Source organism: Streptomyces sp. NPDC005374 (assembly GCF_042872225.1).
In the GTDB taxonomy this organism is placed as follows: domain Bacteria; phylum Actinomycetota; class Actinomycetes; order Streptomycetales; family Streptomycetaceae; genus Streptomyces.
Map to the genome: position 1 here is coordinate 191,662 of NZ_JBIAKA010000017.1, position 14,472 is coordinate 206,133.

Below are 14,472 nucleotides of genomic sequence, written 5' to 3' on the forward strand. Positions count from 1 at the left end.
CCTCAGTTCTTGAGGGCCGCCTCCATCATGGCCTTGGCCACGGGGGCGGCCAGCCCGTTGCCGCTCACCTCGGACCGGGCCGCGTTCGACTGCTCCACCACCACCGCCACGGCGACCTCCTTGCCGTCGGCCTTGCCGTAGGACGTGAACCAGGCGTACGGCGTCTTGCTGTTGTTCTCGCCGTGCTGGGCCGTGCCCGTCTTGCCGCCCACCGTGACCCCGGCGATCCTGGCGTTGGTACCGGTGCCGTCCTGGATCACCGACTGCATCGCCGACTGGAGTTGTTCCGCCGTGTCGGAGCTGACGATCCGGGTCGTGGCCGCCTCGTCGTCGTAGTTCTTCAGGACGTCGCCGCCGCTGTCGGTGATCGTGGACACCATGTGGGGCGTCACCAGCTCGCCGCCGTTGGCTATGGCCGCGGAGACCATGGCCATCTGGAGCGGGGTGGCCGTGACGTCGAACTGGCCGATGCCGGTCAGGGCCGTCGACGACTTGTTCATGCCGGAGGGGTAGACGCTCTCGTACGCCCGCACCGGGACGTCCTGTGCCGAGTTGTTGAAGCCGAACTTCTCGGCCATCGCCTTCACCTTGTCCTGGCCGAGGTCGACGGCCATCTTCGCGAAGACGGTGTTGCAGGAGTACTCGAGCGCGACCCGGATCGAGGCGTTCTCGCAGGGCGCCGAGGAGTTCTCGTTGCCCAGCGGGGTCACCGTGCCCGGCAGGGTGTACGGGTCCGGGCTGACCGTCTTCTCGTCCACCGAGGAGTACAGGCCGTCCTCCAGCGCCGCTGCCGCCACCACCAGCTTGAACGTCGAGCCGGGCGGCAGCGGTTGCCGCAGCGCACGGTTGGTCAGCGGCTTGTCGGAGTCCGTGGTGAGCTGCTTCCAGGCACTGCCCGCGGTGTTGGCGTCCGTCAGCGAGGACGGGTCGTACGACGGTGTCGACACGACCGCCAGGATCTTGCCGGTCTTCGGGTCGATCGCGACGGCCGCGCCCTTCGTGTCGCCGAGGGCGTCGTACGCCGCCTTCTGGACGGCCGGAACGATCGTGGTGATCACGTCTCCGGGTTCGGCCCGCTGGTTGGTGACCGTGTCCATGACGGTCTTCAGCCGGCTGTCCGTGCCGTTGAGGAGATCGGCGTAGATGCCCTCCAGCTGGGTCGGGGCGTACGCCTGCGAGGCATAGCCCGTCACCGCCGCGTACAGCTTGCCGTTCGTGTACGTCCGCTTGTACGCGAGGTCGCTGTCCTTCGTCCTCGCGGAACCCGTGACCGCCTTTCCGGCCACGATGATGTTCCCGAGCGGCGAGGAGTACGTCTCGATCGCGTTCCGTCGGTTGTCGTTGTCGTCCGCGAGTGCCTGGCCCTCGTAGAACTGCACCCAGGTCGCTCGGATCAGCAGAGCGAACACCAGGAGCAGCGCGAAGACCGATGCGCGCCTGATCGTCTTGTTCATCTCACACAGAGGACGATCAGGCGGAAGCGAATCGTTCCCATGCGTCCGCTTTTCTCATCGAACGCTCATCCGGGACTGCTGATACGACGGCGTCAGGCGTCCAGCGTGAGTACGAACTCGTCGATCTCCGCGCCGCGCGCGTTGGCGTACCCGGAGGCCCGGGCGCTCACCCGGAAGCCGCATTTCTGCAGGACCCGCAGCGAGCCCTCGTTGTCGGTGGCCGCGCGGGCGTACAGCGGGCGCTCGGGCACCTGGGCGACCAGCTCCCCGAGGGCCGCCGTGGCGATGCCCCGCCCCCAGTAGGCGCGGTCGATCCAGTAGGTGACCTCGCGTTCGCCCGGCTCGCCGTACACCGCCGCGCTGCCCACCACGTCCCCGTCCGCGAGGACCGTGCGCAGCACGTCCCCGGAGGCCCGGATCCGTTTCCAGTGGGCGTCGAACGCGTCCCGGTCGGTCGGGTCCTTCGGGGTGAAGGCCGCCATCCGCAGGGACTCGGGATCGTTCATCTGCCGGTAGAAGACCGACAGATCGCTGTCGTGGACCTCTCGGAGCGCGATCTGCATGCCTCAGAGCCTACGGGTGGCCAGTGTCAGCCGGTCCCGCGCGTCGAACAGGGCGTCCTTCACCAGCTGTTCGTGGGCCGGGGTCAGCCGCGCCACCGGCACCGAGCAGCTGATCGCGTCCCGCGCGGGCGTGCGGTACGGGATCGCCACACCGAAGCAGCGCAGCCCGAGCGTGTTCTCCTCGCGGTCCACCGAGAAGCCCTGCTCCCGAATCTGGTGCAGCTCCTCGATGAGCTTCTCCCGGTCGGTGATCGTGTGCTCGGTGAGCGCGGGCAGGGTCTCCGGCAGCATCTTGCGGACCTGCTCGTCGGAGTACGTGCTCAGCAGCGCCTTGCCGAGGGAGGTGGAGTGCGCCGGGAGCCGGCGGCCGACCCGGGTGAAGGGCCGCAGGTAGTGCTGCGACTGGCGGGTGGCGAGATAGACGACGTTGGTGCCGTCCAGACGCGCGAGGTGGATGGTCTCGGTGGTGTCGTCGGAGAGCCGGTCCAGCGTCGGCCGGGCCGCCGCGACCACCTCGTCGCCGTCGATGTACGAGGTGCCGACGAGCAGCGCCCGCACCCCGATGCCGTACCGCGTGCCCGTCGCGTCCGTCTCCACCCAGCCCAGCTCCACCAGTGTGCGCAGCAGCATGTAGAGGCTGGACTTGGGATACCCGACGGCCTCCTGGACCGACGCCAGAGAATGCATGCCGGGGCGCCCGGCGAAGTATTCGAGCAGTTCAACCGTCCGTACCGCGGACTTGACCTGTGCCCCGCCGCCCGTCTCGCCTGCCGACATCGCCCTTGACCCCTTTGTTGGACGAGAACCAGAGTTATAGACTCCGACAGCATATTCACCACCGGAGACAGCGTTCAGCATATCGAACGTTCCTGGTGGATGACCCAGATACATGTGGAGGGACCCGCGGTGGCAGCAGCACCAGTCTGGAGTGTCGACCCTCGAACCGGGAAGCAGCGCGAACAGGTTGCGGTGGAGGCCACAGCCCAGGAGGTCGACGCCGCCGTCCGCGCCGCTCACGAGGCGCGCGCCTCTCTCGCCGACCGCACGGTCCGCGCGGCCTTCCTGCGCACCGCGGCCGCCAAACTGGAAGCCTCCAAGGACCACCTCGTCGAGGCCGCCGACGCGGAGACCGCGCTCGGCCCGGTCCGGCTGACCGGCGAGCTCGCCCGCACCTGCTACCAGCTGCGCGCCTTCGCGGACATCGTCGACGAGGGCGAGTTCCTCGGCGTGGTCATCAACCACCCCGACGACACCGCGACCCCGCCGATCCCGGACCTGCGCCGCTACAAGATCCCGCTGGGCGTCGTGGCCGTCTACTCGGCCTCCAACTTCCCCTTCGCCTTCTCCGTGGCCGGCGGTGACACCGCGAGCGCGCTGGCCGCGGGCAACCCGGTCGTCGTCAAGGCCCACCCCGACCACCCCGCGCTGTCCGAGCTGGTCGCCGCGGCGCTGCGCCGGGCCGCCGGCGAGCACGACATCCCCGCCGGCGTGGTCGGCCTCGTCCACGGCCTCGAGGCCGGTATCGAGCTGATCAAGCACCCGCTGGTCGCCGCGGCCGGTTTCACCGGCTCGGTGAAGGGCGGCCGTGCCCTGTTCGACGCGGCGGCCGCGCGCCCGGTGCCGATCCCCTTCCACGGCGAGCTGGGCTCGCTGAACCCCGTCGTGGTGACGGAGGAGGCCGCCGCCGAGCGGGCCGAGGCCATCGGCGCCGGGCTCGCGGGCTCCATGACCCTCGGGGTCGGCCAGTTCTGCGTCAAGCCGGGTCTGGTCCTCGTGCCCTCCGGCGCGGCGGGCGACGGCCTGCTGAAGTCCCTCACCGACGCCGTCAGCGACACCGACGCGGGCGTCCTCCTCGACCACCGCATGCGGGACAACTTCGTCGCCGGGGTCGCGGAGCGCACCCGGCTGCCGGACGTCGAGTCGCCGGTGACGCCGGGGGCGGGCGGCGAGCACACGGTGAGCGCGGGCTTCCTCACGGTGGCGGCGGAGAAGCTGGCCACCGAGGGGGCGTACGACCTGCTCCTGGAGGAGTGCTTCGGCCCGGTGACCGTGGTGGCCCGCTACGAGGACGACGACGAGGCGCGGGCCGTGCTGTCCCGGCTCCCGGGCAACCTCACCGCGACGGTCCACCTGTCGACGCGTGAGGCCGCGGGCGAGGGCCGTGGTGCCGAGATCCTCGCGGAGTTGACCCCGCTCGCCGGCCGGGTTCTGGTGAACGGCTGGCCGACGGGTGTGGCGGTGGCCCCGGCCCAGCAGCATGGCGGTCCTTACCCGGCTACGACCTCGAACTCGACGTCGGTCGGCGGTTCGGCGATCGAGCGGTGGCTGCGGCCGGTGGCGTACCAGAACACTCCCTCGGCCCTGCTGCCGCCGGAGCTGCGGGACGAGAACCCGCTGGGGCTGCCGCGGCGGTTCAACGGTCAGTTGGAGCGGTAGCGCCGTAGGGGTGCGGTGGACTGCGGGCTGTCAGTCCGTTGTGGCTGGTCGCGCAGTTCCCCGCGCCCCTGAAAGCACTCGACTGGACCTGAAAGAATCGGCGGATGGACGTCGAACTTTCCGAACTGCCCTTTCCGCTCCGCACCTATGGCCCGGACGGGCACTGGCTCTACGAGGACGGGATCCTCTCCGGATGGGCAGGGCCGCGGCAGGACCGGTTCGTGCCGCCGACCGGGGAGGGACTCGATCCCGCCGCCGACGCGCCCCGGCTGCTCGGCGCCCCCGAGGGGGACTTCCAGCTGATAGCCCGCGTCACCGTCGGCTTCAACGCGTCCTTCGACGCAGGGGTGTTGTACGTCCATGTCGGCGAGCGGGCCTGGGCCAAGCTCTGCCTGGAGAACTCCCCGGACGTACCGACCGTCTGCACGGTCGTCACCCGGGGACACTCCGACGACTGCAACTCCTTCACCGTGGACGGCAGTTCGGTCTGGCTCCGGATCAGCCGCACCGGCCGGGCCTTCGCCTTCCACGCCTCCCGGGACGGCAAGCGCTGGACCTTCGTCCGCCTGTTCACCCTGGGCGACGAGAAGGAGACCGGCGCCGCCCTGGTCGGCTTCATGTCCCAGTCGCCGATGGGGGAGGGCTGTGTGGTGACCTACGACCACATCGAGTTCAGGTCCGACTGGCCGAACGACCTGAGAGACGGAAGCTGAGCGCACCCGTCAGGAGCAGCAGACCGGCACTGATCGCCAGACTCAGCCGCAGGCCGGTCTCGAACCCGTCGGCGATCAGCACCCCGAACACGGCGACGGCCAGTCCTCCGGCCACCTGACGGGCCGAGTTGAGAACACCCGCCGCCAGCCCGGCCCGCTCGGCCGGTACGGCCTCCAGCATCGCCGCCGTCAGCGGCGGCACCATCAGCGCACAGCCGACGGCCAGCGGTACGAGCAGGACGGAGACCAGGGAGGCGGACGTCCCGGTGTCGACGTACAGCAGACCCAGCAGCCCGGCGACCGCGAGCCCCTGGCCCAGCAGGATCGGCAGCCGGGCGCCGTAGCGGCTCGCCAGTTTGCCCGAGAACACGTTCGTCACTCCGATCAGCCCGGTCATCGGCAGGAACATCAGCCCGGCGTAGAGGGCGGAACGGCCCTGCACCTGCTGGAAGAAGAGGGAGAACGCGAACACCACGCCGTAGAAGGCGACGCTGTTCGCCGATCCCACGGCGACGGCCACGGAGACGGTCCGGTTGCGGAAGAGACCGAGCGGGACCACGGGATGAGCGTGTCGTGCCTCGATCCACAGGAAGCACACGCCGGCGAGGGCTGCGACGGCGAAGGAGGCCAGCCCCGTCGCACCGCCCTCGATCACCCCGAGGGTCAGCGCGGCCAGCGTCACCACCGCCGTCACCTGGCCCGGCAGGTCCAGCGGGGCGGGGCGGCGCTCCGAACGGGGAGCCCGGAACAGCAGGGCGAGTGCCACCGCACCGATCGGCAGATTGATGAAGAAGATGCCCCGCCAGTCCCAGACGGTCGTCAGCGCGCCGCCCGCCACCGGGCCCAGCGCCACCGACACCGAACCGCCCGCCGCCCACATGGCCACCGCACGGGCCCGGTGGGCCGGTTCCGTGTAGGCCTGCCGCACCAGCGCCAGGGAGGCCGGCAGTACTACGGCCGCTGCCGCTCCCTGCACCACCCGCGCCCCGATCAGCGCCGGCAGGTTCGGGGCCAGCCCGCAGACCATCGAGGCGAGCGTGAACACCGAGATACCGATCGCGTACGCCCGGCTCGCCCCGGCCCGGTCCGAGAACGCCCCGGTGGAGAGCATCAGGGCCGCGAAGGTGAGCGTGTAGGCGTCCACCACCCACTGGAGACCGGACATCCCGCCGCCGAGCGTGGAGCCGATGGCGGGCAGCGCCACGTTCACGACGGACGCGTCGAGCGTGATCAGGGCGAAGCCGAGCAGGGCGGTAGCGAGGGTGAGCGCGGGGGAGGGCGTTCTGTTCATCAACTCGGTTTCAAGTGGGGTGAGTTGCTTGTCCTCGGGGGTCTGGTCGATGGGCATGGCTCCATGGTGCGGAGCCACGGCGACGTACAGTAGTGGCCTGAATGCCATACACCCGGAGGTTCTGGCCATGCGCCGTGTCGCCGTCGTGGCCCCCGCGCCCGTCTCGATGTTCAACCTCGCCATTCCCGAGCTGCTGTTCGACAAGGTCGAGGTCGACGGGTACCCCGGTTACGAGGTCCTGATCTGCGCCCCGGAACCAGGACCGGTCCCGACCACCGGAGGGCTCGACCTGTACGTACGGCACGGGCTGGACGTCGTGCGGGACGCGGACACGGTGCTCGTGGCCGGAACCGGAGCGCTCTACGGCGCCGACCCGCGCACCGAGGCGGCCCTGCGCGCGGCGGCCGCCGCGGGCAAGCGGATCGCGTCGCTCTGCACCGGCGCCTTCGCGCTGGCGCAGGCCGGGCTGCTGGACGGACGCAGGGCCACGACGTACTGGCAGCACGCGGAGGAGCTCCGCCGCCGCCATCCCGGAGTCGACCTGTGCGGCGACGTCCTCTACGTCCAGGACGGCTCCGTCCTGACCTCCTCCGGCTACGCCGCCGGTATCGACCTGTGCCTGCACATCATCCGCACCGACTACGGCGCCGCCGTCGCCAACGAGGTCGCCCGCCTGGCCCTGGTCGCCCCCGTCCGCCCCGGCGGCCAGACCCAGTTCACCCAGACCCCCCTGCCCCCGGAGCGGGGCACGGCCTGCGCGGACACCAGGGGCTGGGCCATGCGCAACCTGGACAAGCCGCTGACCCTCACCGACCTGGCCCGGCACGCGGGGGTCTCGGTGCGCACACTGACCCGCCGCTTCCACGCGGAGAGCGGCGTGAGCCCCCTCCAGTGGCTGCTGCACCAGCGGATCGAGCGGGCGAAGGAACTCCTGGAGACGACCGCCCTCCCCATGGACCAGGTGGCCCGCGCCTGCGGTCTGGGCACGGCGGACTCCCTGCGCGGCCACCTGGTCCGGCGGACCGGTCTGACACCGAGCGCGTACCGCACACAGTTCAGCCGGCTCGGCACGTCCCTGCCGGGAATGGAACCCGCTGCTTGAACGTTCATGGACTCAGCGGAGGGTGTCTCCGTACCCGTCGACCTGGAGAGAGCCGAAGACATGCGCGTCGAGATCTGGAGCGACATCGCCTGCCCCTGGTGCTATGTGGGCAAGGCCCGCTTCGAGAAGGCGCTGGAGGCCTTCCCGTACCGTGACGGTGTCGAGGTGGTCCACCGGTCGTTCGAGCTGGACCCGGGCCGGGACAAGGCCGACGTCCAGCCCGTCCTCGCCATGCTCAGCAAGAAGTACGGCATGAGCCAGGCGCAGGCCCAGGCCGGCGAGGAGAACCTCGGCAGCCAGGCCGCCGCCGAGGGCCTCGCCTACCGCACCCGTGACCGCGACCACGGCAACACCTTCGACCTGCACCGGCTTCTGCACTTCGCCAAGGAGCAGGGCAGGCAGGACGAGCTCGTCCAGATCTTCTACCGTGCCAACTTCGCCGAGGAGAGGTCCCTGTTCAGCGAGGGCGACGAACGGCTCGTGGACCTCGCCGTCGAGGCCGGCCTCGACGCCGACGAGGTCCGCGGGGTCCTCGCCGACCCCACCGCCTATGCCGACGACGTCCGCGCCGACGAGCGCGAGGCCGCCGAGCTCGGCGCGAACGGCGTCCCCTTCTTTGTCCTGGACCGCAAGTACGGCATCTCCGGCGCCCAGCCCGCCGAGGTCTTCACCCAGGCCCTCACCCAGGCCTGGGGCAACCGCTCCCCGCTGAAGCTGATCGACCAGGGCGACGCGAGCGCGGAGGCCTGCGGCCCCGACGGGTGCGCCGTGCCGCAGCAGCACTGACGAACACGCAGGTCGGCGCGGACGTATAAGCGTTCCTTGGCGGAACCCCGTAGAAAATCGCAATGGACCGACAGGTCTCCCGGCCCCACAGTGGACCCATGGAGACCTTCGAGAGCCTCGTCCGCGCCGAGTTCACCCCGAAGAACACCTTCCTCAACACCGCGAGCAGCGGCCTGCTCCCCGCCCGTACCGTGACCGCCCTCCACGAGGCCGCGCTGATCCGCGCCGAGGGCAGGCCGCTGGACCCGCTGTTCCAGGACGTGGAGGCCTCCCGCGCGAGCTTCGCCGCTCTCGCGGGCGTCCCGGTCGGCCGGGTCGCGGCCGGGCCCTCCGTCTCCACCCACTCGGGTGTCGTCGCCGCATCGCTGCCCGCGGGCGCCGAAGTCCTCACCGCCGAGGACGACTTCACCTCCGTGGTGAACCCCTTCCACACCCGCGGCGACCTCAAGGTCCGCATCGTGCCGCTGGAACGGCTCGCCGACGCCGTCCGCCCCGGCACCGCCCTCGTCGCGGTCAGCGCCGCGCAGTCCGCCGACGGCCGGATCGCCGACCTGCCCGCCCTGCGCGCGGCGGCGGCCGAACACGGCGCCCGCACCTACGTCGACTTCTCGCAGGCCGCGGGCTGGCTCCCGGTGGACGCGCAGTCGTACGACTACACCGTCTGCACCACCTTCAAGTGGCTGCTCGGCCCGCACGGCGCCGCCTTCCTCGTCGTACCCGAGGACTTCGGCGACCTGAGGCCGGTGCTCGCCGGATGGGTCGCGGGCGAGGTCCCCTGGGACAGCTGCTACGGCCCCGTCGCCGAACTGGCCCACTCCGCCCGCCGGTTCGACGTCAGCCCGGCCCTGTTCACCTACACCGGAACCCGTCGCTCCCTCGAACTCCTCGAGGAACTGGGCGTGGACGCCGTACGCGCCCACGACCTCGCCCTCGCGGACCGCTTCCGCGCCGGACTCGCCGAACTCGGCCGCGAACCCCTGCCGGCCCCCGGCTCGGCGATCGTGTCCGTGCCCGGACTCGGCGGACAACAACCCGAGTTGAGCGCCGCGGGCATCGAGGTGTCCAACCGTGCCGGCAACCTGCGCGCCTCCTTCCACCTCTACAACACGGCCGCGGATGTCGACCGGCTTCTGGACGCCCTGTCTCCCTGAACCGCTGGCGCCGGACCGCCCGGGACGCTAGGAAGGGCACCAAGGGGTGGTGGTGCCGTGGAGTCCACGGGCGGGACGAGGTCCGTGCAGCGACCCGCAGACGCGGAGCTGCACCGGCGGCTGGTGTACGGCGACGAGTCCGCGCTGGCCGAGGCGTACGGCGCGTACGGCGGGCTGGTGCGGGCGGTCGCGGTACGCGTGACCCGCAGCGGGGCCGCCGCCGAGGACGTGGCGCAGGAGGTCTTCGCGCAGCTGTGGAGCAGGCCGTACGCCTTCGACGCGCGCCGGGGCAGCCTGCGCACCTGGCTGTCGCTGCTGGCGCACCGCCGGGCCGTCGACTGGGTGCGCAGCGAGGCCCGGCACCGCAAGGACGCCCGCGCCGACGACCTCGCGCTGCACACCATCCCGGACTCCGCCCCCGGCCCCGCCGAGGCCGTCGTCGACCGGGAGCGCTCCCTCCTGCTGCACACCGCACTCGCCGAACTCCCGCAACCCCAGCGGGAGGTGGTGCACCTCGCCTACTTCGCGGGCCGCACCTACCGGCAGGCAGCCGTCGAACTCGGCATCCCCGAGGGCACCGCGAAGACCCGGCTGCGCACCGCGCTGCGCACCTTGGCCGAGAGTCTGGCCGACCCACCCGACCCGGTGTGGGAGAAGGGCGCATGATGGCGGCAGGGGAACACGGGGAAGGGGGCGAGCGGTGACCGATCACGACGACGCACGCGACCTGCTGGCCGCCTGGGCCTTCGGCGCCCTGGAACCGGCCGACGAGCGGACGCTCCTGCTCCACCTCGCCGCGTGCCAGAGCTGCGCCGCCGAGGCGGAACGGCTGCGCGAGACCGTACAGCTGCTGGACGGCCCGCCGCTCGACGAGCCGCCGTCCGCCGCCGCGTCCCCCCTCGACACGCTCCTGACCGGCGCCTTCCGCGCCCGCCCGGCCCCGTTCCGCGTAGCCCGGCACGCCGCCCCCTACGCCGCCGCCGTCGCCGGCATCGAGGCACTGCTGCCCGAGATGCGGGGGCGCTGGTCCACCCCCGTCGTGCACGACTGGGACGTGCACGCCACCGTCGCCCATCTGCTCGCCGCCGACGAGCACCTCGCCGTACGGCTCGGCATCGACGCCCGGGTGCCGGGCGCGCGGATCGACGAGGACGCGAACTGGTCGGACGCCTGGGACCGGCGCAGCGCCGAGGTGATCGCCCACGAGTACGGCCGTACCCCCGAGGAGACCGTCGCCGACTGGTCCGCGCAGGCGGCCGCGCTGCTCGGCACCCCGTACGCCCTCGACCCCGAACTCGCCGCCGGTACCGCGCTGTCGATGGGGATCAGGCTGCCCGTCACCGAGCACTTCCTGGCGCGCGCCTTCGAGGCGTGGATCCACACCGACGACATCGGCCGCGCCCTGGGCCTGGCCGTTCCGCCACCGCCCGAGGAGCATCTGGGGCAGCTGGTGCGACTGGCCGTACGGATTCTCGGCACGGTCCTGGGGGCCGGGGCGGCACCGGTGCTGTTGGCGTTCAAGGGCGGTGCCGGAGGCGGTGCCATGAGCGGTGAGCAGTGGGTCCTGGGGTCGCAGAGCGATCCCGTGGCCGCCGAACTCACCCTGGACCCCGTCGACTTCTGCCTGCTGGTGGGCGGGCGGCAAGCGCCGGACACCGTGCCCCGACACACCACGGGCGACGCGGCCGCCGCAGGGAACGTACTGGAGCGGGCCGCGTCGCTGTCGTGGCTGTGAGGGTCAACTCACCGTGGCACAGGGCTACTTCACCGGGGTGAAGTCCCTCGCGCCGATGAACTCGGGACGCCGTACGGGAGCCGCGAACGGCTCGACGGCCTGGTTCTCCACGCTGTTGAACACGATGAACACGTTGCTGCGCGGGAACGGCGTGATGTTGTCCCCTGAGCCGTGCATGCAGTTGCAGTCGAACCAGGTGGCCGAACCTGCCTTGCCCGTGAACAACTTGATGCCGTACTGCGAGGCCATCTCGGTCAGCGCCTCGTCCGACGGCGTGCCCGCGTCCTGCATCTGCAGCGACTTCTTGTAGTTGTCCTTCGGGGTGGCCCCTGCGCACCCGAGGAAGGTGCGGTGCGACCCCGGCATGATCATGAGGCCGCCGTTGGTGTCGTAGTTCTCGGTCAGCGCGATCGAGACGGACACCGTGCGCATGTTGGGCAGGCCGTCCTCGGCGTGCCAGGTCTCGAAGTCGGAGTGCCAGTAGAAGCCACTGGCCCCGAAGCCGGGCTTGACGTTGATCCGCGACTGGTGGACGTAGACGTCCGAGCCGAGGATCTGCCGGGCCCGGCCGACGACCCGCTCGTCACGCACCAGATTCGCGAACACCTCGCTGATCTTGTGCACCTCGAAGACGGACCGGATCTCCTTGGACTGCGGCTCGATGATCGAGCGCTCGTCCGCGCGGATCTCCGGAGCGCTGATGATCCGCTCCAACTCGCGCTGGTAGACGGGTACTTCGTCAGGGCCGATGATCTGGTCCACGGCGAGGAAGCCGTCGCGCTCGAAGGACTCGAGCTCGCCCGTGGCGATCGGTCCCGGTGTGTCGGGCGACGACCAGAGGACCGGGTCCTTGCGGGGGGTCGACACCTCGGTGGCGCCGCGGCTGGGGTAGAGATCGGTGACGGTGGTGGTCATGCGGTCACACCTCCTCGGATGCGGTGAGGTCGGGTTCGGTGAGCAGCGGGTAGACGCCGTTCTCGTCGTGGTCCTCCCGGCCGGTCACGGGCGGGTTGAACACGCAGAGGCAGCGGAAGTCCTCCTTCACCCGCAGCGTGTGCCGCTCGTGCCCGTCCAGGAGGTACATGGTCCCGGGCGTGATCGAGTGGGTCTGCCCACTCTCGTGGTCGGTCAGCTCGGCCTCGCCCTCGACGCAGACGACGGCCTCGACGTGGTTCGCGTACCACATCGACGTCTCCGTACCCGCGTACAGGATGGTCTCGTGCAGGGAGAAACCGACCCGCTCCTTGGCGAGCACGATGCGTTTGCTCTCCCAGGTGCCGGACGCGGCCTTCACATGCCGGTCGGTGCCTTCGATGTCCTTGAACGAACGGACGATCACGGTGCTGCGATGCCTCCTAGTTGGACGGTTCGCTGAGACGGGATCTCAGACGGTCTCCCGGACGGAACGGGCCAGGACGCTCAGGCCCTCGTCCAGTTCCTCGGGGGTGATCGTGAGCGCCGGAAGCAGCTTCACGACCTCGCTCTCGGGGCCCGACGTCTCGATGAGCAGCCCGAGTTCGAACGCGCGGTGCGCCACCTTGCCGGCGCGCGCCTTGTCGTGGAACTCCAGGCCCCACACCAGCCCGCGGCCGCGGTACTCCTTCACGTCGGCGAGGTTCTCCTCGGTGATGGAGATGAGGGCCTGCTCGACCTGCTCCCCGCGCTGCCTGGTCTGCTTCTCCATCGCGGAACCGTCCGCCCAGTACTGCTCCAGGGTGGCGGTGGCGGTGACGAAGGCCGGGTTGTTGCCGCGGAAGGTGCCGTTGTGCTCGCCCGGCTCCCAGATGTCCAGCTCCGGCTTGAACAGGCACAGGGACATCGGAAGGCCGTAGCCGCTGATGGACTTGGACACGGTGACGATGTCCGGGACGATGCCCGCCTCCTCGAAGGAGAAGAAGGCACCGGTGCGGCCGCAGCCCATCTGGATGTCGTCGACGATGAGCAGCATGTCCTGCCGCTCGCACAGCGCGGCGAGCGCCTGGAGCCACTCCTTGCGGGCCACGTTGATGCCGCCCTCGCCCTGCACGGTCTCCACGATCACGGCGGCCGGCTTGTTGAGCCCGGAGCCCTGGTCCTCCAGGAGCCGCTCGAACCACAGGAAGTCCTCGACGGCGCCGTCGAAGTAGTTGTCGAACGGCATCGGCGTGCCGTGCACCAGCGGGATACCGGCGCCGGCCCGCTTGAAGGCGTTGCCGGTCACCGCGAGCGAACCCAGCGACATGCCGTGGAAGGCGTTGGTGAAGGACACGATGGACTCGCGGCCCTTGACCTTCCGGGCCAGCTTGAGGGCCGACTCCACGGCATTGGTGCCGGTCGGGCCCGGGAACATCACCTTGTAGGGCAGGTCGCGCGGCCGCAGGATGTGGTCCTGGAAGGCCTGCAGGAAGGCCCGCTTGGCGGTGGTCGACATGTCGAGCCCGTGCGTGACGCCGTCGCGCTCCAAGTAGTCGATCAACGCCCGTTTCAGCACGGGGTTGTTGTGGCCGTAGTTGAGTGAACCGGCGCCTGCGAAGAAGTCCAGGTACGCGTGGCCGTCCTCGTCGTACATACGGCTGCCCTGCGCGCGGTCGAAGACGGTGGGCCAGCCGCGGCAGTAGCTGCGTACCTCGGACTCGAGGGTCTCGAAGACGCTGAGGTCGGGCTGGGTGATGGTCACGACGAATCGCTCCTCGGGTGCGTGGGGGAGAGTGCGGGGGCGTGAGGGGAGGGGGAGTGCGGGGTGGTCGGTCGTCAGGGGGAGAGCGGACCGATCCGGTAGAGGACCTCGGGGTCGTGCGGCCCGTCGGGGAACAGGCTCGTGTCGAACAGCACCTCGCGCTCCAGGGCGGCGCCACGGCGTTCGGCGAACGACGTGAACAGCCGCTCGGAGGCGGTGTTGCCCGGCGTGACGGTGGTCTCGACGGCGGTCAGCCCGCGCTCGGCGGCGAGCCGCGCGGTCAGCCCGTCGAGCAGGGCGGCGGCGAGTCCGCGGCCGCGGTACGCCGAGTCCACCGCCACCTGCCAGACGAGCAGGGTGCCGGGCCGGTCCGGGCGGACGTACCCGGTGATGAAGCCGACCGGCTCCCCGTTCTCGTTCCGTGCGACGGCCGAGGTGGCGGCGAAGTCGCGGCACCACAGCAGATAGCTGTACGACGAGTTCAGGTCGAGGACCTTCGAGTCGCGGGCGATCCGCCAGAGTGCGGCTCCGTCCGCGACCGTCGGCCGGTCGATTTGCAGGTCTGCTTGTGCGGCAGTCATGCGA

General features: G+C 70.7%; 15 protein-coding genes. 7 read left to right on the plus strand and 8 right to left on the minus strand.

Annotation, left to right across the window (positions count from 1 at the left end; genetic code table 11):
- Positions 1 to 2: 2 nt before the first annotated feature.
- From ACFYRX_RS35865 to ACFYRX_RS35875, 3 genes are all read right to left on the minus strand, one after another.
- Complete coding sequence (locus ACFYRX_RS35865) at positions 3 to 1,454, minus strand: peptidoglycan D,D-transpeptidase FtsI family protein (RefSeq protein WP_389109208.1); 1,452 nt, start codon at positions 1,452 to 1,454, stop codon at positions 3 to 5.
- A gap of 92 nt (positions 1,455 to 1,546) precedes the next feature.
- Complete coding sequence (locus ACFYRX_RS35870) at positions 1,547 to 2,017, minus strand: GNAT family N-acetyltransferase (protein ID WP_389109209.1); 471 nt, start codon at positions 2,015 to 2,017, stop codon at positions 1,547 to 1,549.
- A 3-nt stretch (positions 2,018 to 2,020) separates the two neighbouring features.
- Positions 2,021 to 2,794, minus strand: coding sequence for an IclR family transcriptional regulator (locus tag ACFYRX_RS35875; protein WP_389109212.1), 774 nt, complete (start codon positions 2,792 to 2,794; stop codon positions 2,021 to 2,023).
- 129 nt (positions 2,795 to 2,923) lie between these two features.
- Between ACFYRX_RS35875 and ACFYRX_RS35880 the strand changes: the two genes are divergently transcribed.
- Together ACFYRX_RS35880 and ACFYRX_RS35885 are read left to right on the plus strand one after the other, a co-directional pair.
- Positions 2,924 to 4,453, plus strand: a complete 1,530-nt coding sequence (locus ACFYRX_RS35880) for an aldehyde dehydrogenase (NADP(+)) (RefSeq protein ID WP_389109215.1) — start codon at positions 2,924 to 2,926, stop codon at positions 4,451 to 4,453.
- A gap of 104 nt (positions 4,454 to 4,557) precedes the next feature.
- Entirely contained in the window at positions 4,558 to 5,166 is a 609-nt protein-coding gene (locus tag ACFYRX_RS35885; RefSeq protein ID WP_389109218.1) for a DUF1349 domain-containing protein, read from the plus strand.
- Here ACFYRX_RS35885 and ACFYRX_RS35890 read toward each other — a convergent pair.
- Positions 5,126 to 6,514, minus strand: a complete 1,389-nt coding sequence (locus tag ACFYRX_RS35890; RefSeq protein ID WP_389109221.1) for an MFS transporter — start codon at positions 6,512 to 6,514, stop codon at positions 5,126 to 5,128. The genes ACFYRX_RS35885 and ACFYRX_RS35890 overlap by 41 nt on opposite strands.
- A 70-nt stretch (positions 6,515 to 6,584) precedes the next feature.
- Between ACFYRX_RS35890 and ACFYRX_RS35895 the strand changes: the two genes are divergently transcribed.
- The 5 genes from ACFYRX_RS35895 (at position 6,585) to ACFYRX_RS35915 (ending at position 11,231) form a co-directional block, all read left to right on the plus strand.
- Positions 6,585 to 7,559 (plus strand): GlxA family transcriptional regulator, encoded by a 975-nt coding sequence (locus tag ACFYRX_RS35895; RefSeq protein ID WP_389109224.1) that lies wholly within the window; start codon positions 6,585 to 6,587, stop codon positions 7,557 to 7,559.
- A 60-nt stretch (positions 7,560 to 7,619) separates the two neighbouring features.
- Positions 7,620 to 8,345: a DsbA family oxidoreductase gene (locus tag ACFYRX_RS35900; RefSeq protein ID WP_389109341.1), complete on the plus strand. Its 726-nt coding sequence runs from the start codon at positions 7,620 to 7,622 to the stop codon at positions 8,343 to 8,345.
- Between the two features lie 98 nt (positions 8,346 to 8,443).
- Positions 8,444 to 9,496, plus strand: a complete 1,053-nt coding sequence (locus tag ACFYRX_RS35905; RefSeq protein ID WP_389109227.1) for an aminotransferase class V-fold PLP-dependent enzyme — start codon at positions 8,444 to 8,446, stop codon at positions 9,494 to 9,496.
- Between the two features lie 57 nt (positions 9,497 to 9,553).
- Positions 9,554 to 10,162: an RNA polymerase sigma factor gene (locus ACFYRX_RS35910; protein WP_389109230.1), complete on the plus strand. Its 609-nt coding sequence runs from the start codon at positions 9,554 to 9,556 to the stop codon at positions 10,160 to 10,162.
- Positions 10,163 to 10,196: 34 nt separating this feature from the next.
- Complete coding sequence (locus ACFYRX_RS35915; protein WP_389109232.1) at positions 10,197 to 11,231, plus strand: maleylpyruvate isomerase family mycothiol-dependent enzyme; 1,035 nt, start codon at positions 10,197 to 10,199, stop codon at positions 11,229 to 11,231.
- Positions 11,232 to 11,255: 24 nt separating this feature from the next.
- On the opposite strand, the gene thpD is transcribed toward ACFYRX_RS35915, so the two are convergent.
- The 4 genes from thpD to ectA all read right to left on the minus strand — a co-directional run bounded on the left by thpD (position 11,256) and on the right by ectA (position 14,468).
- Positions 11,256 to 12,146, minus strand: coding sequence for an ectoine hydroxylase (gene thpD / locus ACFYRX_RS35920; RefSeq protein WP_389109234.1), 891 nt, complete (start codon positions 12,144 to 12,146; stop codon positions 11,256 to 11,258).
- Positions 12,147 to 12,150: 4 nt separating this feature from the next.
- The gene (locus tag ACFYRX_RS35925; protein WP_389109237.1) at positions 12,151 to 12,570 is read right to left on the minus strand and encodes an ectoine synthase; all 420 of its coding nucleotides are present in this window, start codon (positions 12,568 to 12,570) and stop codon (positions 12,151 to 12,153) included.
- Positions 12,571 to 12,615: 45 nt separating this feature from the next.
- Entirely contained in the window at positions 12,616 to 13,887 is a 1,272-nt protein-coding gene (ectB, locus tag ACFYRX_RS35930) for a diaminobutyrate--2-oxoglutarate transaminase (RefSeq protein WP_389109239.1), read from the minus strand.
- 74 nt (positions 13,888 to 13,961) lie between these two features.
- Positions 13,962 to 14,468, minus strand: a complete 507-nt coding sequence (gene ectA, locus ACFYRX_RS35935; protein WP_389109241.1) for a diaminobutyrate acetyltransferase — start codon at positions 14,466 to 14,468, stop codon at positions 13,962 to 13,964.
- Positions 14,469 to 14,472 lie beyond the last annotated feature (4 nt).